The organism is Lentibacter algarum (assembly GCF_018860975.1).
GTDB lineage: Bacteria > Pseudomonadota > Alphaproteobacteria > Rhodobacterales > Rhodobacteraceae > Lentibacter > Lentibacter algarum_A.
Genome location: NZ_JAHKQI010000008.1, coordinates 52,610 through 75,721, shown reverse-complemented (window position 1 = coordinate 75,721; position 23,112 = coordinate 52,610). Strand labels below are relative to the sequence as shown.

The window sequence follows — 23,112 nt, the reverse complement described above, 5'->3', positions numbered from 1 at the left end:
TTTCTCTCCGTTAGTGCGATTGCGCCGTTGCGGCGGCACTGCCTGCATCGTGCAGGGCTGTTTCGTAATTATGGACAAAGGCTTCAACCGATGGCCCTATGATATCGGTTACAAGGCTCGGATAGACCCCCAACAAGATCGTCATAAAGACCAAAGGAGCAAAGATCGCCTTCTCTCGGCTGGTCATGTCACCGATGGTCTTGAGGCTCTCTTTGATCAGATCGCCCATGACCACGCGGCGATAGAGCCAGAGCGCATAGGCTGCCGAAAAGATAACGCCTGACGTGGCCACAACAGCAACCCAGGTGTTAACCTTGAAGATACCCATCAGTGTCAGGAATTCGCCAACAAAGCCTGAAGTTCCCGGCAGGCCGACATTGGCCATTGTGAAGAACATGAAGATCAGCGCGTAAGCCGGCATACGGTTCACCAGCCCGCCATAAGCGTCGATCTCGCGAGTGTGCATACGGTCATAAATGACACCGACACACAGGAAGAGAGCGCCAGAAATAAAGCCGTGGCTGATCATTTGGAAAATCGCACCGTCGACACCTTGTTGGTTGGCAGCAAAAATACCCATCGTCACGTAGCCCATGTGGGCGACTGATGAATAAGCAATCAGCTTCTTCATGTCTTCTTGCACCATCGCTACAAGCGAGGTGTAAACGATCGCGATCACAGACATCCACAAAACCAGAGGTGTCAGCACATCTGCTCCTACTGGAAACATCGGCAAGCTAAACCTCAGGAAGCCGTAGCCCCCCATTTTCAAGAGGATCGCAGCCAGAACAACCGAGCCCGCTGTCGGCGCTTGCACGTGCGCGTCGGGAAGCCAAGTGTGCACAGGCCACATCGGCATTTTGACGGCAAAACTCGCGAAGAAAGCAAGGAACAACAGAGTTTGCAGCCCGCCAACCACTTGAACACCTAGGATGCTGAAGGTTGTAAAATCAAAGCTATGGTTCATCAATGTCGGAATATCGGTGCTGTCAGCTTGGGCATACATTGCAACCATTGCCACCAGCATCAGAACCGAGCCTAAGAAAGTGTAGAGGAAAAATTTGAAGCTCGCATAGATCCGGTTTGCACCGCCCCATATACCGATGATCAGGAACATCGGGATAAGGCCAGCTTCAAAGAACAGGTAGAACAGCACCAGATCGAGCGCCATGAACACACCAAGCATGAGTGTTTCAAGCAGCAGGAAGGCGATCATATATTCCTTTACCCGCGTATCGACACTCCAACTGGCAGCAATAGTAAGTGGCATCATGAAAGTTGTCAGCATGACAAACAGAATGCTGATCCCGTCAACACCCATCTTGTAGGTCAGGCCCATCAACCACGGGCGCTCTTCAACCATCTGAAAACCGGTATCTGACGCGTCAAAACCAGACAGAATGAACAGTGACACCAAGAAGGTGATCGACGTCGCCAACAGAGCAACCCACTTGGCATTGCGCTTTGCGGCTTCATCATCGCCACGCAAAAATAGTGCAAGGATCAAGGCCGCGACCGCGGGAATGAACGTGACAATGGAAAGCAGATTGTCCATTACCGAGCGCCTCCTGTAACAGCCATCCAAGTGACGAGGCAAACAACCCCGATCACCATGGCAAACGCATAAGTGAAGATGTAACCCGACTGCGCCCGTCCGGCGAGGCGGGTGAAGAAAGGAACGATACCCATTGCAACACCGTTAAGCGCGCCGTCAATGACATCGCCATCGCCCTTCTTCCAGAAGAAACGGCCAAGCGCGAACGCCGGTCGAATGATGATCGCGTCATAGATCTCGTCAAAATACCATTTGTTGAGCAAGAACAGATATAGCGGGCGCTGACTTTCCGCGAGCCGCGCAGGCAGTCTCGGGTTGACGATGTAAAACCAGTAGGCTGTCAAGAACCCGATCAACATGGCAATGAACGGCGAAATCTTAACCCATTTCGGCGCGTGGTGCGCTTCATCCATGACGTGATTGTCGGCGCCCATAAAGATCGCCCCTTTCAGCGCCTCACTGTGATGCTCGGTTACGGCTTCATCATGTGATTGCTCAGAATGACCATCATCGTTGCTCGCTTCATCTGCGTGGTCATCATGGCCGGCTTCCGCACTGTGCGAAGCATCAGCCTCGGCATGATGCGCCGCAATGCCAAAGAACTTGTTCACCTGGTTATGATCGCCAAAAAAGCTGCCATAGAACAACATGCCCGAGAAGACCGCCCCAAGCCCGAGCACGCCCAACGGGATCAGCATGACGGCTGGGCTTTCATGTGCGTGCTCGTGGGTGTGTTTATCGCCGCGCGCTTTGCCGTAGAACGTCAGGAACATCAGGCGCCAGCTGTAGAAGCTTGTGAACAACGCCGCGATAACCAACATCCAGAAGGCATAACCGCCTTGCGTGCCAGCCCAAGCGCTTTCAATTACTGCATCTTTCGAGAGGAACCCGGCAAAACCATAGGCAGTCAGCGGGATACCAACACCGGTGATTGCCAGCGTGCCGACCATCATCGCCCAGAATGTATAGGGGATTTTTTTACGCAACGCGCCGTAGTTGCGCATGTCTTGCTCGTGGTGCATCGCGTGAATGACCGAGCCAGCCCCGAGAAACAACATCGCCTTAAAGAAAGCGTGAGTAAGCAGGTGGAACATAGCAACCGAGTAAACACCAACGCCCGCGGCCACAAACATATAGCCTAGCTGGGACATGGTTGAATAGGCGATCACGCGCTTGATGTCGTTTTGCACAAGTCCAACAGTGGCAGCCATAAAGGCTGTCGTTGCGCCCATAAAGACGATGAATTGTTTGGCTTCCGGTGCAAACTCAAACAGCGGCGACATCCGACAAACGAGAAAGACACCAGCAGTAACCATCGTCGCCGCGTGAATGAGCGCTGATACTGGTGTTGGCCCTTCCATAGCGTCAGGCAACCACGTGTGCAGGAAGAGCTGTGCCGACTTGCCCATCGCACCGATAAACAGCAAAATCGCAATCAAATTGGCGGCGTTCCAGTCGGCCCAGAGAAAGTGCAACTGCGTTTCAGCAAGTTGTGGTGCCGCGGCAAAAACATCATCCAGCTGGATGCTATCCGTCATCATAAACAGAGCGAAGATACCAAGTGCGAAGCCAAAGTCACCGACACGGTTAACGACAAAGGCCTTAATAGCCGCCGCATTGGCGCTTGGCTTTTTGTAGTAGAAGCCGATCAAAAGATATGAGGCTACGCCGACACCCTCCCAACCGAAGAACATCTGCACAAGATTGTCAGCGGTTACCAGCATCAACATCGCGAAGGTGAAGAACGAGAGGTAAGCAAAGAACCGCGCCTTATATGACTCGCCCTCACCCCAGTTTTCATCATGTGCCATGTAGCCCAGCGAGTAGAGGTGCACCAAAGCCGAGACTGATGTAACAACAATCAGCATGATGGTTGTCAGACGGTCAACACGGATCGACCAAGCGGTGTCAAGATCCCCGGACTTGATCCAATCAAGCACATGCACCGCGTGCTCTTCCGTGGCGTTGCCCAAGAACAGTGTCCAGCTAAGAGCGCAGACCAAAAACAAGATGCCCGTCGTCAGCCATTGTGCGGTTTTCTCGCCAATGATGCGCCAGCCGAAGCCAGCAATGATCGAAGCAATAAGCGGGGCAAAAAGGATGGTTTTGTAAATCATCAAATCATCCTTTCATCACGTTGACGTCTTCAACGTCGATGGTGCCACGGTTGCGGAAGAACACCACAAGGATGGCGAGCCCGATGGCGGCCTCGGCCGCTGCAACCGTCAAGATAAACAGCGTAAACACCTGTCCGGCCATGTCATCAAGATATGACGAGAAAGCCACGAAGTTAATATTCACCGACAGAAGAATCAGCTCGATCGACATCAAAAGAATGATCACGTTCTTCCTGTTCAGGAAGAGCCCGAATATGCCGATGACAAACAGCACAGCGGCCACTGTCAGATAATGTTCAAGTCCGATCATGTCGTCCCTCGGTTCTTTGTTTTCTTACAAGGCGGCGGCTTAAAGCCCCTGCCCCGGTTTCACGTCTTTTAGTTCCATCGCGTCTTTCGGATCACGCCACATTTGCTGCAACACATCTTGGCGTTTGATGCCATCACGATGCCGCAAAGTCAGAACAATCGCACCGATCATTGCCACCAGCAGGATCAAGCCCGCTAGTTGGAAAATCATGAAGTATTGATCATAGAGCAGCAAGCCAAGAGCAGCAGTGTTGTCAGTTCCCTCAGGCGTTACGGCCGCGCGCGCAGCGCTTACGCCTTCGCTCATGTGCCAATCACCAAACGCAAGGCCAAGCACCAATAAAAGAACAACCGCAATCGCCAAGCCAGCTGGCAGGAATTGCGCCATATTGCCTTTGAGTTCTGCAAAATCAACGTCGAGCATCATCACCACAAACAGGAAGAGAACAGCCACCGCGCCAACATAAACGATCAGCAAAAGCATTGCGATAAACTCGGCTCCGAGCAACACGAACAGACCCGAAGCGCTAAAGAAGGCAAGGATCAAAAACAGCACCGAATGCACAGGGTTCCGGCTGAGGACAGTAAACAAACCGCCCGTCAAAACACCTGCTGCAAAGAGGTAGAAAGCCAGTAAAGCTACGCTCATGTCTCATCATCCTTCGTGTCAGCCATCACACCTTTGGCGATATCCATCGCCCGCGTCATGGCAGGAATACCCGCAAACATCGACATCAAGCCGATGCTTTCGGCAATTTCTTCTTCCGTGGCACCCGCCTCGATCAAATGTCGCACCGTCAGGCGCAACTGGGCTTCGGCTTGGGCACCCTGCATCGTTTGTCCCGCGAGCATCAGCAAAAGCTTGGTCTTAGCATCAAGCCCGTTACTGCCAAGCCCCTTGCCAAACACTGCTTCCATCATCTCTTTTGGCATGGTCGGCATCATTGCCTCAAACCCCTTGGGCGTGAATGTCTCAAGCGCAGGGGCAAAGCTTTTTGCCATCTCCTGAGCTTGGGCCATCATCTGTTCAAAGGCGGTTTTTTGGCTCATCGGTAGGGTGCATCCAACTCAAGGTTGCGGGCAATCTCGGCTTCCCAGCGGTCACCGTTCGCAAGCAATTTGTCTTTGTCGTAAAACAACTCTTCACGGGTTTCCGTAGCAAACTCGAAGTTCGGCCCCTCAACAATCGCATCAACCGGACAGGCTTCCTGACAGAAGCCGCAGTAGATGCACTTGGTCATGTCGATGTCATAGCGCGTCGTGCGGCGGCTGCCGTCGTCGCGCGGTTCTGCATCAATGGTGATAGCTTGTGCCGGGCAGATCGCTTCACAAAGCTTGCAAGCAATACAACGCTCTTCCCCGTTCGGGTATCGGCGCAAGGCATGCTCACCACGAAAACGCGGACTAAGCGGCCCCTTCTCGTGGGGGTAGTTCAGTGTTGCCTTTGGAGCAAAGAAATACTTCAAACCAAGGCCAAAACCTTTGAAAAAGTCGGTGAGGAAGAAGTAACCCGCCGCACGTTTATAGTCGACATTCGCCATAATTAACCCCCTATGGCCCAACGAGCATACGTGCCCCAGAACCAGTCAAATTTCGCCGCAAAGGCCACGAAAATCACCCAGAAAAGGCTGAGCGGTAGGAACACCTTCCATCCGATCCGCATCAGCTGATCGTAGCGGTAACGCGGCACAATAACCTTAACCATCGAGAAGATGAAGAAGATCAGGAACATCTTGCCAAACATCCAAGCGATGCCATCAGGCAAGCCCGGGATCGGCGAGAGCCAGCCCCCGAGGAAGAACAATGAGGTCAAAGCGCACATCAACACGATGGCCACATACTCACCTATCATGAAGAGGAGGAATGGCGTTGAGGAATATTCAACCTGATAACCAGCGACCAACTCGGACTCAGCTTCAGGCAAGTCAAATGGTGGGCGGTTTGTTTCGGCCATGGCTGAAATCAGGAACAGAAACAACATCGGAAAATGCGGGATCCAATACCAGTTGAACAGCCCGTAGTCGCCCTTCTGCGCATTGACGATGTCACTCAGATTGAGCGACCCGGTCGAAATCACCAGGCCGATGATGATCAACCCGAGTGAAACTTCGTAGGAGATCATCTGCGCGGCAGAGCGAAGAGAACCAAGGAAAGGATACTTTGAGTTTGACGCCCACCCCCCCATGATCACGCCGTAAACCTCAAGCGAGGAAAAGGCGAAAATATAGAGTATCGCGACATTTATGTTCGCCAGAACCCAACCGTCGTTGAACGGTATGACAGCCCAAGCTGCCATCGCCAGAACGAAGCTCACAAGCGGCGCAAGGAAAAAGACGAACTTGTCAGCCCCCGCCGGCACGACGATCTCTTTCACAGCGTATTTGATAAAGTCGGCAAAGCTCTGCAAAAGGCCGAATGCGCCAACAACGTTAGGCCCGCGACGCAAGTGAACCGCCGCCCAAACCTTGCGGTCAAAATAGAGCAGAAACGCCAATGCAACGAGTAGCGGCACTATGATCAGCAGACATTGCCCGACAATCAGCAGGAATATCCCCAAATACGTGTTCGTAAAGAATTCAGCCATCAGCCCCTCACACCATCGGTATCTTATGTTCCAAGCAACTCTGAACGATGACTTCAGCGTCAATCGTCTTTAAGCCGCGTGGCAGTGCCGCCGAGATGGTATAAACCGCATCTCCGACCAACTGACCACCCATATTCTCAATATTTGTGCGCACATGTCGCGCAAAACCGTATCCCCGGATCAACGAATACTGTGCAGCAGCACATTGCGCGTAGCGATCAGCGTCTTCGGGCAAGGCATCACCTGTCATGGCAACCCGAAATTGAACAAGATCGCCATCAAGCAGGCGGGTTTCGATGCCAGCATACTCAAAACTGCGCGGCACGTCTTCGACAGGAGCTGCGCGACTCACGTCATCCCCCTCAGAGGCGCAGGCTGCTACAAACACCGTTGCGCAAAGTGATATGAACGTGAGCCTCTTCACTCGGCCGCAACTTTCTGAGCACGCGACTTTGCATTGCCGCTCAATTCACCCATCAAGGCAGAAGCCCGCGCAATTGGATTTGTCAGGTAGAAATCACCTACAGCATTCACGAAGCTGGCCGTTCCAAGTTTGCCGACCTTCTCTGCAACCCATGCGTTTTCGGGAACTTCATCAACCTTTGCCAGATGCGGAACTTCGGCAACCAGCTGTTGGCGCAAACCTGCAAGGCTGTCCCAAGGTTGCTTTGCACCAACCTCAGCAGACAGCGCCCGTAAGATCGCCCAGTTTTCCTTGGCTTCACCCGGAGCAAAACCAGCGCGTTGCGCCAGTTGAGGGCGTCCTTCGGTGTTTACAAACAGGCCCTGCTCTTCTGTATAGGCTGCGGCCGGTAAAATCACATCGGCACGGTGTGCGCCACGGTCGCCATGGCTTCCTTGATAGACCACAAACGCACCATCGCCGACTTCAACCTCATCTGAAGCAAGGTTGTAAACAACATCAGCACCCTCAACTGCGGCCTTAAGCCCGCCCTCGGTTACGGCGCCAATGTCCATCGCACCAACGCGGCTTGCGGCCGTGTGCAAGACCATCAACTTTGAATTTGTCGCTTCTGCAAGCTTCATCGCCGCCGCCAAAACCGCTGCGCCATCAGCTTCACGGATAGCGCCCTGCCCAACAATAACAATGCTCGGCACTTCGAGCACTTGCTTAAATTTGTTGCCCAATACCTTGTCGAGCGCAGCCCGGTCGTTGCCCATATGTGCATATTCATATGTCAGATCAACCGGCTCCCCGATCAGCCCGATGTTTGCACCACGCGTCCATGCCGCACGAATACGCGCGTTCAAAACAGGCGCTTCGTCACGCGGGTTGGTGCCAATGAGTTGGATCATCTGGGCACTATCAATGTCTTCTATCGTTGCGGTGCCAACATAGCCGGAGCGGTTGCCGGCAGGCAGTTTAGCCCCATCAGTGCGACACTCGACACTACCGCCTTGCTCTTCAATCAATTGCTTCAATGCAAAGGCAGCTTCAACCGAAGCCAAGTCACCAACAAGGCCAGCGACTTTATTTGCCGATTTGATCTTACTTGCAGCAAGCGTCAACGCTTCATCCCAACCTGCTTTGCGCAGCTTGCCGTTCTCACGGATATACGGTGTATCAAGACGCTGGCGACGCAACCCATCCCAAACAAAGCGCGTTTTGTCCGAAATCCACTCTTCGTTCACACCATCATGATTGCGCGGCAGGATGCGCATCACTTCACGTCCTTTGGTATCAACGCGAATGTTGCTGCCGAGGGCATCCATGACATCAATCGTCTCGGTCTTGCTCAGTTCCCACGGGCGGGCCGTAAAGGCGTATGGCTTGCTCACCAGAGCACCAACGGGGCAGAGATCAATGATGTTACCCTGCAAGTTGCTGTCAAGTGTCTCACCCAAATACGCAGTGATCTCACTATCTTCGCCTCGGCCAGTTTGGCCCATCGTCGTGAGGCCAGCCACTTCTGAAGTAAAGCGCACACAACGCGTGCAAGAAATACAGCGAGTCATATGTGTTTCGATCAGCGGCCCGAGGTTCAAGTCTTCCGTGGCACGCTTTGGCTCGCGGAAACGACTGAAATCAACGCCATAAGCCATCGCCTGATCTTGCAAATCACATTCGCCACCTTGGTCACAAATCGGGCAATCTAGCGGGTGGTTGATCAAAAGGAATTCCATCACCCCTTCCCGCGCCTTCTTCACCATTGGTGAGTTGGTCTTCACAACGGGCGGCTGCCCCTCAGGGCCGGGTCGCAAATCACGCACCTGCATCGCACAGGAGGCGGCAGGCTTGGGTGGGCCGCCGACCACCTCAACAAGACACATCCGGCAATTGCCGGCAATGCTGAGCCGCTCGTGATAGCAAAAGCGCGGCACTTCAACCCCGGCTTGCTCACAAGCTTGAATAAGCGTCATAGCGCCTTCAACTTCGACTTCCTGCTCATCAATAATGATCTTGCGTAAATCGCTCATGTCATCTCACTTTGCTCTCAACAGGCTCCCGATCACACTGCCTTTTGCGATCTCAGCCTTGCCAAGGGTGCACAAATCAGCAGCGCTCTTCGGATCGAGCCCTTTGGATTTTACATAGTCTTCACCGCGTGCGCGAATGCGGGCTTTATTGGCCTTGCTTTTGCGATAGGCGTTGATTTCATCATCAGAATAGCCTAGCGCATTGGCGCGGCTTTTAACGCTCCACAAAAAGGAAACGCCCTTTACCTTGCGAGCAGAAATGCTGTTGCATTGCTCTGAAATCTCCAAAGCAAGCCCAACTTGAAGCATTTTATCATCTATCTCTTTGACAGTGCTCAAGTCAGGCTTGGCCGAAGCTGCAGTTACCATCATCATCGAAGCCAAAGCGGCTCCCGTTAAAACACCAATAGGTTTACGCATGTTGTTTTTCCTCTCATGCAGTTGCGGGCTAGCAGACACACTGCCCCCTTCTGCATGCGAGATGGGTACAGGCGCTGTTGTTATGCAATAACAAGCCGCTAAACCGCTGATTTCAGATAGTTTTCGCTGCTTTTCTGCAAGGTATGTCTTGGCATTTACCATCCAGCACATTTCCCATCCAAAACGAGTTGCCCGTCGTTCAGCACCAAATCTTCGTTCTCTGTATCCGGCGACTGACTCCCATAGGTGATGTCAGTCGATCCGTAGTTCTCAATACAATATCTGTTGGCCGCCAACCGTGCCGCCTCGCGGGCACCAGTCAGCCCTAGTGTGGCATTGCGGATAATGACCTGAAAGTTTTCACGGCTTTCCTTGGACTTCACGATCTTCGACTTAAACGTCACACCCTCGTAGTAATACGAATTGCGCGTTAGCTTGTCTTTGGCTTGCTCACACCCGCTGACTCCAAGCGCCAAGAGACAGATAACCGCCGTTTGAACTGGCTTTTTGTTGAACAGCAACATCAACTTACTCCGCCGCAACCGCTGTGCCCGAAGCCTGCGCCTTGATGCGATCTTCGATTTCACCACGGAAGTTTCGGATCAACCCTTGAATAGGCCATGCCGCCGCATCGCCGAGCGCGCAGATCGTGTGGCCTTCAACCTGTTTGGTTACGTCCCACAACATGTCGATCTCTTCAGGGTCTGCATTGCCTTCAACCAGCCGCTCCATCACCCGCATCATCCAGCCGGTGCCTTCTCGACAAGGCGTGCATTGCCCACAGCTTTCGTGCTTGTAAAACTTCGCCAAACGCCAGATCGCTTTCACGATATCAACTGACTGATCCATCACAATTACCGCCGCTGTGCCAAGGCCGGAGCCCAGATCATTGCGCAGGTAATCAAAATCCATGATCGCATCGCGCATGTTTTCGCCGCGAACGCAGGGAACCGACGAGCCGCCCGGAATGACAGCTTGCAAATTATCCCAGCCACCACGAATGCCGCCGCAATGCTTTTCGATCAACTCTTCAAAGCTGATGCTCATCTCTTCTTCAACAACACAGGGGTTGTTCACATGGCCCGAGATCGCAAACAGCTTGGTTCCTGCATTGTTTGCGCGACCAAAGCCGGAGAACCAGCCCGCGCCACGGCGAAGGATCGTTGGCACGACCGCGATGCTCTCAACATTGTTTACTGTCGTTGGGCAGCCATAAAGCCCCGCCCCCGCAGGGAATGGCGGCTTCATCCGCGGCATTCCCTTTTTGCCCTCAAGGCTTTCGAGTAGCGCAGTCTCTTCGCCGCAAATGTATGCACCCGCCCCGTGGTGCAGATAGATATCAAAGTCATAGCCGCTGCCAGCTGCATTCACGCCAACCAAACCCGCGTCATAGGCTTCATCAATCGCCGCCTGAAGCGCTTCTTTCTCGCGGATATACTCGCCGCGAATGTAAATGTAGCACGCCTTCGCTTGCATCGCGAAGCTGGCAATCAGGCAGCCTTCAATCAGCGTATGCGGATCATGGCGCATAATCTCACGGTCTTTGCATGTGCCCGGCTCGGACTCATCAGCATTGACCACCAAGTATGAAGGCCGACCATCGCTCTCTTTAGGCATAAAGCTCCACTTGAGCCCTGTCGGAAAGCCTGCACCGCCACGGCCACGCAAACCACTGGCTTTCATCTCTTCTATGATCCACTCGCGACCCTTTTGAAGGATGCCAGCTGTCCCGTCCCAGTGGCCACGCATTTGCGCACCCTTCAAGGTGCGGTCATGCATCCCGTAGATGTTGGTAAAGATCCGGTCCTGGTCTTTGAGCATGCTCTCGTCCTTAACTGTCGCGGCGCGCGCGCCATACTTGAAGTGTCACCACAAGCGCCCAAATGAGCGCTCCGATGGCCGCAAAATCTACCAAAAGCGCATAGCGCCCGGGCAAGCCAACGGCAGGGCCAACCCATTGAGCGGCGATCCAAATCAGCATCGTTATCACAATAACAAGTGAAGCCACCTGCCCTTTGTGCTTATGCTCTTTGTCTTGTTCGCCGCTCATTTTTTCCTTCTAACTCAAGCTTTCTTCTTACGTTTTGAAAACTCGGTCTCGCCACCGGCAGCAAGAGTTTTTGCTTGCTTCATCCAGTCATCGCGCTCGATCCGGCCTTTGAATTTCAAGTTGTCGTCGACCCAAGCCACATCAGCTTTTGTCCATTTGGCAACCTGATCATAATGCCAAAAGCCAAGCCCGTTGAGCGTTTGCTCAAGCTTCGGGCCTACGCCGCTGATCAATTTGAGATCATCCGCACCTGACTTGCGCGGTGCTTTCATAGTGCGTGGCTTCTTCGCTGCCGTCGACGACTTGGTTGCTGTCTTGGCGGTTGGCTTCTTAGCTGCAGTTTTCGCAGTCGGTTTTTTCGCAGTTGTGGCAGTCGCCTTTGTTGCCGCCTTTTTCGCAGCAGGCTTCGCCACAGTTGCTTTTGCCGTGGTAGTTTTTGCCGTGTTAGTTTTTGCCGGAGACTTTGCTGCCGCTTTACTTACTGGCTTGCTCGCGGCCTTACTTGCTGGCTTAGCAACGGCTTTACTTGCGGTTTTTGCCGCTGGTTTCGTCGACTTGGCAGCGGTCTTTGTCGCCGGCTTCGTTGTTGACTTGGAAGCTGGCTTTTTGGCCGTTGTTTTGCTCGCAGCAGCTTTACCAGAGGCAGCCTTGCTAGCTTTGGCTGCTGGCTTTGCCGCAGTTTTTGCAGCGCTACCAGTGGTTTTAGCCGCCGATTTTTTCGTTGCGGTCGCAGTCTTGGCTTTCGCAGCTGGCTTGGCTTTCGCAGCTGGCTTGGCTTTTCCTACAGGCTTGTCACTTGAAGCATCCGACATCAATGAAGCAGGTGCGCTTGCTGCTTTTTCAACAGCGCGCTTGCCGGTTGCTGCTGTGCTCGCTGCAGCACTGCTCGCTTTCTCGACTCCGGTTTTGGCTGCACTTCCAGCTGTGGCAGCGGTTGCCACGACCGCCGCACCAGTTGCCGCAGCTGCCTTGCTTGTCGTTTCGGCAACGCTCTCGCCTGTCGCTTTTGCTCCTTTGCAAACAAAGGTGGTCAACACCAAGCCCACAAAGACAGCAACCGCGATACCAACCAGCAGTGCTGGCAACCATCCAACTGCACCATGTGCAGCCAGATATCCAAAGACACCGGCAACCAAAGCCAGTAGCCACATGATCCAGCCGCAAGTGCCCAATCCCGAATTCTGTTTCATTGTTCGTCCCCCGTTAACATTACCAACCGACAATCGTTACGTTTTTTTGCGCTTTGAAAACTCGGTTTCACCGCCGCTCGCTAGAATCTTGGCCTGCGCCATCCAGTCATCACGTTCGATACGGCCTTTAAACTTGAGCCGGTTATCGACCCAAGTAATTTCTTCGGTGCCCCACTTGGCTACCTGATCAAAATGCCAAAAACCAAGTTCGTTCAGCACTGTTTCAAGTTTCGGCCCGACACCGCTGATTAACTTAAGGTCATCTGCCCCCGCTTTGCGCGGAGCACTCAGCGTGCGCGGTTTCTTTTCCTTGCTTTCAATCAGCGCTGCTTTGGCAACGGCTGGCTTGGACGGTGCCTTGACCGTCTTCGGAGCCTTTGCATCCGGATTTTTAGCAACCGGCTTTGCTGATTTCGCAGGTTTCTTAGCCGTCGCCTTTGCAGGTTTCTTTTTGCCAGCGTTCTTGTCGGAGCGGTCTAGCCACGGCGTCAGGATCGGAACCTCGGTTCCGTCGATCCGCTTAACTGTCTCTCCAAGATCAACTGCCGCCTGTGCGCTGGCGTTGTATTGCGTCTTGCCGCTATCATACTCTGTCAAACTCGTCAGGCCCGAGAGTGGCTCAGCGGCGTAACGGCCGTTCTGCGGCCCCGGCACCGGCACTTTGCCATTGGCCAGCTCATCAATGATCTCGCCAAGACGTGCAGCTGTCAGATCTTCGTAATAGTCCTTGCCGATCTGCGCCATCGGAGCATTTGAACAGGCTCCAAGGCACTCCACTTCTTCCCATGAGAACTTACCATCCGTCGACAGAACATGCGGCTTCTCGGCGATCTTGTCCTTGCAAACAGCGATCAAATCTTCTGCGCCGCAAATCATGCAGCTCAACGTGCCACAAATCTGTAAATGTGCCACAGAACCAACAGGTTGCAGCTGAAACATGAAGTAGAATGTAGCAACTTCCAAACCACGGATATGAGCCATTCCCAGCATGTCGCACACGCCTTCAATAGCCGGACGGCTAAGCCATCCCTCTTGCTCTTGAGCGCGCCACAACAGCGGAATAATCGCCGAGGCCTGACGCCCCTCGGGGTATTTACTGATTTGGCCTTCTGCCCACGTCTGGTTGGCAGGTGTAAAAGCAAAGCTCTCGGGCTGGTCATGATAAAGACGGCGCAACATTAGCGGTCGATCTCCCCAAAAACGACATCCATCGTGCCGATGATAGCGGCCACATCGGCCAGTTGGTGTCCTGTGGTGATGTGATCCATCGCCTGCAAATGCAAATAGCCGGGAGCGCGGATCTTGGTGCGGTAAGGTTTGTTGGAACCGTCGGAAACCAGATACACGCCGAATTCACCCTTTGGGGCTTCCACGGCGACATAGATCTCGCCCTCGGGCACTTTGAAGCCCTCGGTATAAAGCTTGAAGTGGTGGATCAGCGCTTCCATTGATTGCTTCATATCCGCACGTTTCGGCGGAGTCAGCTTGCCCCGCGCAAGGATGTCACCTTGATTTTCGGGCATCTTCAGCTTGGCAATCGCCTGCCGCATGAGGTCTGCGGAAATTCGCATTTCTTCCATGCGCATCAGGTAGCGGTCGTAACAATCGCCGTTCTTACCTACCGGAATTTGGAACTCGAACTCGTCGTAGCATTCATAAGGCTGGGCGCGACGCAGATCCCAAGCAAAGCCGACAGAGCGCGCCATGACCCCTGACATGCCATATTCAAGCACGTCTTCCTCGGTGATCACCCCGATATCAACATTGCGCTGCTTGAAAATTCGGCTTTCGGTAAGCAAAGTGCCCAGATCATCCAGAATTTTGGGGAACTCGACCGCCCATTGATCAATATCATCGATCAACTCAGGCGGCAGGTCTTGGTGCACACCGCCGGGACGGAAATAAGCCGAGTGCAGACGACCACCAGAAGCGCGTTCGTAAAACACCATCAATTTTTCGCGCTCTTCAAAGCCCCAGAGCGGTGGCGTCAGCGCCCCCACGTCAAGCGCCTGCGTGCAGACGTTCATCAGGTGGTTGAGAATACGGCCAATCTCGCAGTAAAGCACGCGAATAAGGCTCGCACGGCGTGGAACTTCGACCCCTGTCAACTTCTCGATTGCCAGGCACCAAGCATGCTCTTGGTTCATCGTGCCGACATAATCGAGCCGGTCAAAGTACGGCAAGTTTTGCAGGTAAGTCCGGCTTTCCATCAGTTTCTCGGTGCCACGATGTAACAGGCCGATATGCGGATCGCAGCGCTCGACGATCTCGCCGTCAAGCTCAAGCACCAGCCGCAAAACCCCGTGCGCCGCAGGGTGCTGGGGGCCGAAGTTGATATTGAAGTTGCGGATCTTCTGCTCGCCGGTCTGGGCGTCGTCAAAGTTTGAGCCGTCCATCATTTCGCCCCCTCACTTTTTTCATCGCCCGGAAGGATGTATTCGGCTCCCTCCCAAGGCGACATGAAGTCAAACTGCCGGTATTCCTGAACCAGTTTGACTGGCTCATAGACAACGCGCTTTTGGGCTTCGTCATAGCGCAGCTCAACATAGCCCGTTGTCGGAAAGTCCTTGCGCAACGGATAACCACGAAAACCGTAGTCTGTCAGCAAGCGCCGCAAATCGGGGTGCCCGCTAAACAAGATACCGAACATGTCAAATATCTCGCGTTCAAACCAATTGGCAGCAGGGAAGATATCGGTGATCGACTGAACGATCTCATCTTCGCGGATGGCTGCTTTCAAGCGTATACGCTGGTTCTGAAACATGCTGAGAAAGTGGTAGACCATGTCAAAACGCTTGGCGCGCTCGGGGTAGTCAACGGCTGTAACATCAACCAAACTGGAGAACTTGCAGGCACTGTCAGATTTGAGAAACTCGACCAAGCCAACAATGCTTGTGGGCGCGACTTCAACAGTCAGCTCGTCAAAACTCACGCTCCAACCCAGCACACAATCGGGCCGTTTGGCCTCGATCAGCGCTCCCAGTTCTTGCAGCTCTTCGCTCATAGTCGTGTCCTTCCAGCGCGGGTTAACGCGCGATCGTTCCTGTCCGGCGGATTTTGCGGGCCAGTTGCATAATGCCGTAAAGCAACGCCTCGGCTGTCGGAGGACAGCCAGGCACATAGATATCAACCGGAACAATCCGGTCGCATCCACGCACAACGGAGTAGCTGTAGTGGTAATAGCCCCCGCCGTTTGCGCAGGAGCCCATCGAGATCACATAACGTGGCTCGGGCATCTGGTCATAAACCTTGCGCATCGCCGGAGCCATCTTGTTGGTCAGCGTGCCGGCCACGATCATAACATCTGACTGGCGCGGGCTGGCGCGCGGCGCAATACCAAAGCGCTCGGCGTCGTAACGCGGCATCGACGAGTGCATCATCTCGACAGCGCAACACGCGAGGCCAAATGTCATCCAGTGCAACGAGCCGGTGCGCGCCCATGTGATGATATCTTCCGCAGACGTTAGCAAAAAGCCCTTGTCTTGCAATTCAGCATTCAAAGCCTGGGTGGCAACTTCCTTGTCGGCTTGAGCTGTGTTCAGCCCCGTTTGCACGCCTGTTGAGGTCATGACCATTCCAGCGCCCCTTTTTTCCATTCGTAAGCGAATCCTATTGTCAGCACTCCGAGGAACACCATCATCGACCAGAAACCGACCATGCTAACGTCCTTGAAGGCCACAGCCCAGGGGAACAGCATTGCGATTTCAAGGTCAAAAATGATGAACAGGATCGACACCAGATAGAACCTGACATCAAACTTCATTCGCGCATCATCAAACGCGTTAAACCCGCACTCATAGGCCGAAACCTTCTCGGGGTCCGGATTGCGAACCGCCAAAACGACAGCAACGAGGATGAGAACAAGGCCAAGGCCGATCGCGATCGCGAGCAGAATGAGGATAGGGAGATATTCCCGAAGCATCTCTTCCAAGTCGAGGCTCCTTTCATGCGCAGATTCTTACGCATCTTTGTGGCAGCATTTGTATTGAGGAAGGGTTTACTCCCGCCCCCGCGCAGGGTCAACCGGAGGTTAGAAACATTCTCAATTTGGAAGCCAAGATTTTTCGCCGTCTTTTTTGCCGTCTTCAGCGGCCTCGCCCGACCTATGCGGCTTGTCGTCCTGCGCCAATCGGACGCCTGTCAGCGCAGTGCTGTGCAACAAGCTGCTTTGCGAGCTTACCCTTGGCCAAAGGCCTTGCTGCCCCTTCACCGCGCATCTTGTTGCAAATTTTCTGGATCGGTTGTTGCAAGATTGCTTCAAGCTCTTCGACAGCCTCCGGCGATAGCGCTTTTACAGCCTGATCACCTAGATAAAGGCTTTCAGTCGCCAGACCTTCTGACAACAACACCTGATGCCTATCCAGCATTATATGATGGTATCCAATATCTTCACCCATAGGATCAAGGTTCACACCTTCAATCTCAAGTAAGCGCTTAGCAGGCACCAGAACTTCATTGCAGTCAAACAGCCGCCGCGCGACAGGCCCCTTTACCAGAACACGGTGTTGCTGAGAAACCAGCAAGTCACGGCGGGGTCGCGCCGCACCCAATGCGCCCGCAGCGATGCGCACCGGCGCGAGATTGGGCGACGCCGATATCTCCTGCCGGGTCCTTCTTGCACAAAATGCCCAGAGCACAGGTTGGAAGCCGCTATCCAGCGTCCAGACCATATCGCCGATACTTATGTTTTCAACCGGCGTTTCGCCCGCATCCGTCAACAGCCGTGTTCCCGTTACGAAACACACATTACTTGTTCCGGGCGTCGGCGTTCCCGTTGTGAATGTGTTACCGCCATCGGGACTTCGCACCAGAGAGCTGCCGTCCACATCGTTACCAAAATCCTCACCTGATCCGTTGCGAACCGCGGTTGATGAAAAACCCGTATATGTTGTCGGATCATCCAGCGAGTCACCGTTGAATGTCGCTTGAATGAACGTATCACTTGCGGGGTCATACAAGGTTAGGTTGTCGCCACCGTTGTTGATAACGGCAGTCCCGCGACCAGCGTCAAAGAACAGGTCGTTTGCGCCGCCAGTCGGCAAGCTTCCCCCCGCTTGCACGCCCACAATAACAACCGCATGTGCGCCAGGTTGCAAAACCGTCCCCGGTGGAAAGGTAAACCAGTTGCCAACACCTTGATCCCAAATTTCCAGGCCCGAAATGTCTATTGCGCTGCCCGAAGTATTGTAAAACTCGACAAACTCGTCGGTGTTTGAGGCCGTGCCGTTACCGTCGGTGTCAAAATTGTTCACCCCGTTCGGATCAACGAGTATCTCGTTGATAACGATTCCCCCTAATAAAGTGTCAGGCATAAACACACCTCTACAAATCAGATCTATTGTTTCCAATTTGAGAATAGTCGCCAAATAAGGAAGAATTGTGGCAAGGTGTTAGAATCGCACGGCAGCCTTAGCGCTTGGTTAACTTGCCCAACGTGGTTTGCGCTTTTCAAAGAACGCCGCGATGCCTTCCTTGCTTTCCTCGCCTTCCCAAACCTGCACCAACCGCTCGATCGTTGCGTCGATAACCTCGGGTGTGATCGCAGGGCCCAGACTCCGTGCCAGTTGCTTGCTCTGTGCAATGGCCTGTGGAGCAGCAAGCAAATACGGAGCAACTTCCGCTTCAACGGCAGCGTCAAGCCCCTCCAAGCTGACAACTTTCGCCAATAGGTTAAGTTCCCGTGCTTCCTCGGCTCCAAACAAACGCGCAGACATAAACACCCGTCGCGCCCTGTCCTCCCCCATCCGTGCTAGCACATAGGGGCTAATCGTCGCCGGAATGAGGCCCAGTTTCACCTCGGTAAGCCCGAACTTCGCCTCCGGAACGCCCAGCGCCACGTCAGCTACCGACATCATGCCAATCCCTCCACCGAAAGCATTGCCCTGCACGCGCGCGATTAAGGGCTTAGGTAGCAAGTTCAAAGCATTGAGCATCATTGCCAGTTCGCGCGCACCAGCGCGACGTGTGTCAGCATCAGCGGCCATCTGATCTTGCATCCAACGCAAGTCTCCGCCCGCGCAAAAGCTTTTACCTTTCGCGGCAAGAACAACAACTCGCACGGCTTCATCCTTGCCCAATACTTCAGCCGCATCCGTCAACTCGCGGATCATCTCGGCCGACATAGCGTTGTGTTTTTCCGCCCGATCAAGCCAGAGCGTCGCTACGCCCCGCGCGTCTTTCTCTATTGCTATCGTGCTATATGCCATCTCAACTCTCCCGCATTACCCGCGTCATAGCGGCCGCTTGTATAATTATGTCCCGCTTAAGGCCCGTCTCGTAGCCCAGCGCTACAAGCCTGTCTTGCACAGCTTCGGTCGCCACGTTCCCCGCAGCGCCCGGCGCATATGGGCAGCCGCCAAGCCCACCGACGGCAGCGTCAAACACCCGCACACCACGCGCCAGTGAGGCTTCGATGTTGTCAAGCGCCCTGCCCGCCGTGTCATGGTAGTGACCCGCAATCGCGTCCGCAGGCACCTCTTCCAAAACAGCCGCAAGCATCGCGTCGATGCTCTCGGGTGTGCCTTGCCCGATTGTGTCACCGAAACTAATCTCGTAACAGCCCATCGCCCGCAGCGCATTAGCAACCTTCGCCACAGCCGCCGGCGGGGTCGGCCCGTCATAGGGGCAGTCTGTCACGCAAGAGATATAACCGCGCATAGGAAGCCCCGTCGCTTTGGCCGCTTCTGCCACAGGCGCAAACCTCTCAAGGCTCTCGGCAATGCTGGCGTTGATATTGGCCTTCGAAAAGCCCTCGGAAGCCGAGCCAAAAATGGCGATCTCGTCAGCCTTGGCGGCCACAGCGCCTTCAAAGCCGCGCATGTTGGGTGTTAGGGCTGCATACGACACACCTTCTGCCCGTCTGATCCCAGCCAGCACATCGGCGCTGTCGGCCATTTGCGGCACCCATTTGGGGCTGACAAAACTGGCAACCTCAATGCGCTTAAACCCAGCGCTCGAGAGACAATCGACCAAAGCGATCTTCTCGCCAGCCGGAATTTGGCGCTTTTCGTTTTGCAAGCCGTCGCGTGGGCCGACTTCAAATATCTCGACATAATTACTCATGCGTTACCCTCCTTTGGCAGCGGCCACGCCGGATAGAACTCTTGCTCGTAAACCCGCTGTTCCCCCTGCGGCAATGACGCCTGAAAGGACTCACGCCCGCTGATGCGCTCATACCAAGCACTCAACTCGGGGAAAGCGTCGATCTTGGCGAAATGCTTGCCGATATAGACAGCCTGCCCGACAGCAATGTCGACAGCCGAGAAACCGCTTGTGAGCAAATAGTCGCGGTTCTCGATCGGGGTCGACAGCCGGGCTTCAATGGCCTCATAACATTTCGCCAGTCGCGCCGCCTCAAGCTTCATCACATAGGGCGAGCGCATCTTGTCATCATAAAGCATGATATGCTGCTGCGTCAGCGTCGCCGCGTGGGCCGAGACGGTTTCGGCAAAGTGCAGCCACGTCAACCAAGCCATCCTGTCCGGCGTGCCGGGCATCCGCCCCATCCGCTCCTCCGAGAAGCGCTCGCAAAGGTATTCGATCATAGCACCGCTCTCAAACATTCGTTCGCCTTCGATCTCCAGCGCAGGAACCCGCCCCGCTGGCGAAAGCGACAGGAATTCGGGCGAACGCAGCGACTTGTCAAACGGGTGAATGACAACCTGAAAGGGCACTTCAAGCTCGTGTAAAAGCCACAGCACGCGCATCGAGCGGCTCTGGGGGACGTGGTGAAGGGTGATCATTGAAGCTCTCCCGCTCGTTCAAGCATTTTGGGGCGTGTTGAGGAAAAGGCGGAGTGTTTGTCTGTCCAACCCAGCCGACGTGCGAGGGCCGGATAGGTTTGCATTTGCCCAACTCCGTGCGAAGCCGCTGTAAAGTACTGCAGCATAGGGGCCAGCATCAGGTCTGCAACCGTGAGCGAGGCCATCTTCAGCACCAGCCCCTTCTCTCTGAACGGGTCTAACTCCTCATATGCGTGCACCACACCTTTGGCCTTCAAGCCAGCGCGCGCGCACCAACTGTAGACGCTGTCTTGATAGCCGGTCAGAGTTGACATCATGCCGCGGCTTCTCCCTCTTCCTCCTCAAGGCGCACAAGGGCTGCCCCCGCCTCAACTTGCGCTCCCGCCTCGGTGAGCACTTCCGCGATCACCCCGTCACGCGCGGCCAAGAGTGAATGCTCCATCTTCATCGCTTCCAGGATAGCCAGCCTGTCGCCCGCCTTAACGTCTTGACCGACTTGGGCAAACACAGCCTTTACCAACCCCGGCATCGGCGCTTCGATAAGGCCGCCGTCACCACCGGTAGAGGCATCTCGTGCCAATGGATCGATGACATCAAATGCAAGGCCATATTGCGCAAAGACAAAGACCTTGTCCTGCGTCGCCACAACTTCAGGTGCAGGTTCGTCGGCAACCCACCAGCGCTCGCCAATGCGGCGTGCCTCTAGCGTGACCTCATTAAGCTGCACATCATGCGCGTCAGGGCCACGGCTCATGACAGTCGCTTGGATCTCTTCCTCACCAAAACGCAGGCCAACTTGCTGCTGCATCGCGCTCCAGAGGCCAAAGCCAGTATCCCAGCGGGTTTCTAGCAAGCCCAGCGCAGCCAATGCCGCGAGCGCCACATCAGCGTCTGTAGGCATTGGCGCTTGCACGAGGCTGTCCAGATCGCGGCCAATCAGACCCGTATCTACCTCGCCGTTGGCAAACCCCTTATGCGCACATAGCGCCCCGAGGAAGCCAAGGTTGGTCACGGTTCCGCCCACTTGCGTTGCCGCCAATGCAGCCGCCATACGGCTCAGCGCAACCTCGCGGCTCGGCCCGTGGGTGATCACCTTGGCGATCATCGGGTCGTAATGCGGACTGATACTGTCGCCTTGACGAACCCCACTGTCACTGCGCGCGCCTTCGGGGAACTTCAGCCGCTCAAGCGTGCCCGTCGCCGGCAGAAAGCCCTTAGGCACATCTTCCGCATACAAGCGGCTCTCGAAAGCGTGGCCGTTGATGCTCAGCTCATGTTGCTGCTTGGGCAGTGCCTCGCCCGAGGCCACCCTGAGCTGCCACTCAACCAGGTCAACGCCGGTAATGGCCTCTGTCACAGGGTGTTCCACCTGCAAGCGCGTGTTCATCTCCATAAACCAGAAGCCGTCAGCTCTCAGCCCACGCGAGCCGTCTACGATAAACTCGACTGTCCCGGCCCCTTTATAACCGATTGCCTCAGCGGCCTTCACACCCGCATCGCCCATCGCAGCGCGCATCTCTTCGGTCATCCCCGGCGCTGGTGCTTCCTCGATCACTTTCTGGTGCCGCCGCTGCAAAGAGCAATCACGTTCGAACAGATGCACAGCAGTTTTGCCGTCGCCAAAGACTTGCACCTCAATGTGCCGCGGCTGGCTGACAAACTTTTCAATCAGCACATCTTCGTTGCCAAAGGCTGTCTTAGCCTCGCTCTTGGCGCTGTCCAGCATGTCCAGAAACTCGGCAGGCTTCTCGACAAGCCGCATGCCCTTGCCGCCGCCGCCCGCAACCGCCTTGATCAACACCGGATAGCCGATCCCATCCGCAGCATCCGACAAATGCTCAGGATCCTGATCCTTGCCATGATAACCCGGCACAACAGGCACGCCGGCCTGTTCCATCAACTCCTTGGCAGCGTCTTTGAGGCCCATTGCGCGGATCGCATCGGCAGATGGCCCGATAAACACAAGCCCCGCCGCCTCAACGGCATCTACAAAGTCGGGGTTTTCGCTGAGAAAGCCATAACCAGGATGAATCGCCTGCGCGCCCGTCGCCCGAGCTGCCGCGATAATCACATCCCCCTTCAGGTAACTTTCCGAAGGCGCGTTGCCTCCGATGTGCACAGCCTCATCGGCCAGCGCCACATGCTTGCTCGCGCGATCAGCATCCGAGAACACCGCAACCGTCTTCACGCCAAGTCCGCGCGCGCTTTCGATCACCCGACAAGCGATTTCGCCTCGGTTGGCTATCAGTATCTTATCAAACATTGCTTCCTCCAAAATCCTCGACGACGCGGAACCGTTCACACATCAGCTCCATGCCAGTATCAAAACCGCCATTGCGCTTGAAATAGGCCTCGTAGCTCTGCTCCCATTGCGCCAGATCGCTAAACTCGCCCTGCGCAGCGACAAACTCGTCGTCCATATCGACAAACCTGCGCGTGGTGACTTCAACTGTCTCCAACATCACGGCAGGCCGCCCGTCCCACTCAAGGGCTATATCTCTGCGGCCGACACTTGGCATCTCGTCACCGCCTCTGCCATAAACCCGCAAAGCCTCACAGGTCGCCGTTTTCTTGCCCGACCGCACCAACGCCAGTATCTTGTTGCAAAGTGCCTCACTGTCGCCAAAGCGAAAGGTCTCGGCTTCGGGGTTGGCATCAATAATCTCTTGTAAGGTCCTCACAACAGCACTCTCCTTATTCCAACAT

General features: G+C 54.8%; 26 protein-coding genes. All 26 read right to left on the bottom strand.

Annotated features, from left to right (window positions below):
• Positions 1–10: 10 nt before the first annotated feature.
• On the bottom strand, positions 11–1,555 hold the full coding sequence (locus KO498_RS09720) for an NADH-quinone oxidoreductase subunit M (protein ID WP_215959709.1): 1,545 nt from the start codon (positions 1,553–1,555) through the stop codon (positions 11–13).
• Positions 1,555–3,672, bottom strand: coding sequence for an NADH-quinone oxidoreductase subunit L (gene nuoL / locus KO498_RS09715; RefSeq protein WP_252731377.1), 2,118 nt, complete (start codon positions 3,670–3,672; stop codon positions 1,555–1,557). Before nuoL ends, KO498_RS09720 begins: the two co-directional genes overlap by 1 nt.
• Before the next feature lie 4 nt (positions 3,673–3,676).
• The gene (nuoK, locus tag KO498_RS09710) at positions 3,677–3,982 is read right to left on the bottom strand and encodes an NADH-quinone oxidoreductase subunit NuoK (RefSeq protein WP_215959708.1); all 306 of its coding nucleotides are present in this window, start codon (positions 3,980–3,982) and stop codon (positions 3,677–3,679) included.
• 39 nt (positions 3,983–4,021) lie between these two features.
• Positions 4,022–4,630, bottom strand: coding sequence for an NADH-quinone oxidoreductase subunit J (locus tag KO498_RS09705; protein ID WP_215959707.1), 609 nt, complete (start codon positions 4,628–4,630; stop codon positions 4,022–4,024).
• The gene (locus KO498_RS09700) at positions 4,627–5,031 is read right to left on the bottom strand and encodes a carboxymuconolactone decarboxylase family protein (protein ID WP_215959706.1); all 405 of its coding nucleotides are present in this window, start codon (positions 5,029–5,031) and stop codon (positions 4,627–4,629) included. The genes KO498_RS09705 and KO498_RS09700 overlap by 4 nt, the downstream gene beginning before the upstream one ends.
• Complete coding sequence (gene nuoI / locus KO498_RS09695; protein ID WP_215959705.1) at positions 5,028–5,522, bottom strand: NADH-quinone oxidoreductase subunit NuoI; 495 nt, start codon at positions 5,520–5,522, stop codon at positions 5,028–5,030. The genes KO498_RS09700 and nuoI overlap by 4 nt, the downstream gene beginning before the upstream one ends.
• Before the next feature lie 2 nt (positions 5,523–5,524).
• The gene (nuoH, locus tag KO498_RS09690) at positions 5,525–6,565 is read right to left on the bottom strand and encodes an NADH-quinone oxidoreductase subunit NuoH (RefSeq protein ID WP_215959704.1); all 1,041 of its coding nucleotides are present in this window, start codon (positions 6,563–6,565) and stop codon (positions 5,525–5,527) included.
• Between the two features lie 7 nt (positions 6,566–6,572).
• Entirely contained in the window at positions 6,573–6,917 is a 345-nt protein-coding gene (locus KO498_RS09685) for a hypothetical protein (RefSeq protein ID WP_354667653.1), read from the bottom strand.
• A 68-nt stretch (positions 6,918–6,985) separates the two neighbouring features.
• Positions 6,986–9,004, bottom strand: coding sequence for an NADH-quinone oxidoreductase subunit NuoG (gene nuoG, locus KO498_RS09680; protein WP_215959703.1), 2,019 nt, complete (start codon positions 9,002–9,004; stop codon positions 6,986–6,988).
• Positions 9,005–9,010: 6 nt separating this feature from the next.
• Positions 9,011–9,586, bottom strand: a complete 576-nt coding sequence (locus KO498_RS09675) for a DUF5333 domain-containing protein (RefSeq protein ID WP_252731376.1) — start codon at positions 9,584–9,586, stop codon at positions 9,011–9,013.
• Complete coding sequence (locus tag KO498_RS09670; protein ID WP_215959702.1) at positions 9,580–9,948, bottom strand: hypothetical protein; 369 nt, start codon at positions 9,946–9,948, stop codon at positions 9,580–9,582. The genes KO498_RS09675 and KO498_RS09670 overlap by 7 nt, the downstream gene beginning before the upstream one ends.
• 4 nt (positions 9,949–9,952) lie before the next feature.
• A complete protein-coding gene (nuoF, locus tag KO498_RS09665; protein ID WP_215959701.1) occupies positions 9,953–11,245 on the bottom strand; it encodes an NADH-quinone oxidoreductase subunit NuoF in 1,293 nt (430 codons plus the stop codon).
• 10 nt (positions 11,246–11,255) lie between these two features.
• Positions 11,256–11,474, bottom strand: coding sequence for a DUF5337 domain-containing protein (locus KO498_RS09660; RefSeq protein ID WP_215959700.1), 219 nt, complete (start codon positions 11,472–11,474; stop codon positions 11,256–11,258).
• Between the two features lie 14 nt (positions 11,475–11,488).
• Positions 11,489–12,664 (bottom strand): hypothetical protein, encoded by a 1,176-nt coding sequence (locus KO498_RS18220; RefSeq protein ID WP_252731375.1) that lies wholly within the window; start codon positions 12,662–12,664, stop codon positions 11,489–11,491.
• Positions 12,665–12,700: 36 nt separating this feature from the next.
• Complete coding sequence (locus KO498_RS09650) at positions 12,701–13,843, bottom strand: NADH-quinone oxidoreductase subunit E (protein WP_215959699.1); 1,143 nt, start codon at positions 13,841–13,843, stop codon at positions 12,701–12,703.
• Positions 13,843–15,060 (bottom strand): NADH-quinone oxidoreductase subunit D, encoded by a 1,218-nt coding sequence (locus KO498_RS09645; RefSeq protein WP_215959698.1) that lies wholly within the window; start codon positions 15,058–15,060, stop codon positions 13,843–13,845. The genes KO498_RS09650 and KO498_RS09645 overlap by 1 nt, the downstream gene beginning before the upstream one ends.
• Positions 15,060–15,668, bottom strand: coding sequence for an NADH-quinone oxidoreductase subunit C (locus KO498_RS09640; RefSeq protein ID WP_215959697.1), 609 nt, complete (start codon positions 15,666–15,668; stop codon positions 15,060–15,062). The genes KO498_RS09645 and KO498_RS09640 overlap by 1 nt, the downstream gene beginning before the upstream one ends.
• Before the next feature lie 22 nt (positions 15,669–15,690).
• Positions 15,691–16,233: a NuoB/complex I 20 kDa subunit family protein gene (locus tag KO498_RS09635; RefSeq protein WP_215960470.1), complete on the bottom strand. Its 543-nt coding sequence runs from the start codon at positions 16,231–16,233 to the stop codon at positions 15,691–15,693.
• Positions 16,230–16,595, bottom strand: coding sequence for an NADH-quinone oxidoreductase subunit A (locus tag KO498_RS09630; protein ID WP_215959696.1), 366 nt, complete (start codon positions 16,593–16,595; stop codon positions 16,230–16,232). The genes KO498_RS09635 and KO498_RS09630 overlap by 4 nt, the downstream gene beginning before the upstream one ends.
• Positions 16,596–16,767: 172 nt before the next feature.
• A complete protein-coding gene (locus KO498_RS09625) occupies positions 16,768–17,976 on the bottom strand; it encodes a Hint domain-containing protein (RefSeq protein WP_215959695.1) in 1,209 nt (402 codons plus the stop codon).
• 108 nt (positions 17,977–18,084) lie between these two features.
• The gene (locus tag KO498_RS09620; RefSeq protein WP_215959694.1) at positions 18,085–18,870 is read right to left on the bottom strand and encodes a crotonase/enoyl-CoA hydratase family protein; all 786 of its coding nucleotides are present in this window, start codon (positions 18,868–18,870) and stop codon (positions 18,085–18,087) included.
• Between the two features lies 1 nt (position 18,871).
• Positions 18,872–19,726, bottom strand: a complete 855-nt coding sequence (locus KO498_RS09615) for a hydroxymethylglutaryl-CoA lyase (protein ID WP_215959693.1) — start codon at positions 19,724–19,726, stop codon at positions 18,872–18,874.
• A complete protein-coding gene (locus KO498_RS09610; protein WP_215959692.1) occupies positions 19,723–20,406 on the bottom strand; it encodes a glutathione S-transferase family protein in 684 nt (227 codons plus the stop codon). The genes KO498_RS09615 and KO498_RS09610 overlap by 4 nt, the downstream gene beginning before the upstream one ends.
• Entirely contained in the window at positions 20,403–20,723 is a 321-nt protein-coding gene (locus KO498_RS09605) for a glutathione S-transferase C-terminal domain-containing protein (RefSeq protein ID WP_215959691.1), read from the bottom strand. Before KO498_RS09605 ends, KO498_RS09610 begins: the two co-directional genes overlap by 4 nt.
• Positions 20,720–22,669, bottom strand: a complete 1,950-nt coding sequence (locus KO498_RS09600; RefSeq protein WP_215959690.1) for an acetyl/propionyl/methylcrotonyl-CoA carboxylase subunit alpha — start codon at positions 22,667–22,669, stop codon at positions 20,720–20,722. Before KO498_RS09600 ends, KO498_RS09605 begins: the two co-directional genes overlap by 4 nt.
• On the bottom strand, positions 22,662–23,087 hold the full coding sequence (locus KO498_RS09595) for an ASCH domain-containing protein (RefSeq protein WP_215959689.1): 426 nt from the start codon (positions 23,085–23,087) through the stop codon (positions 22,662–22,664). The genes KO498_RS09600 and KO498_RS09595 overlap by 8 nt, the downstream gene beginning before the upstream one ends.
• Between the last annotated feature and the right edge of the window lie 25 nt (positions 23,088–23,112).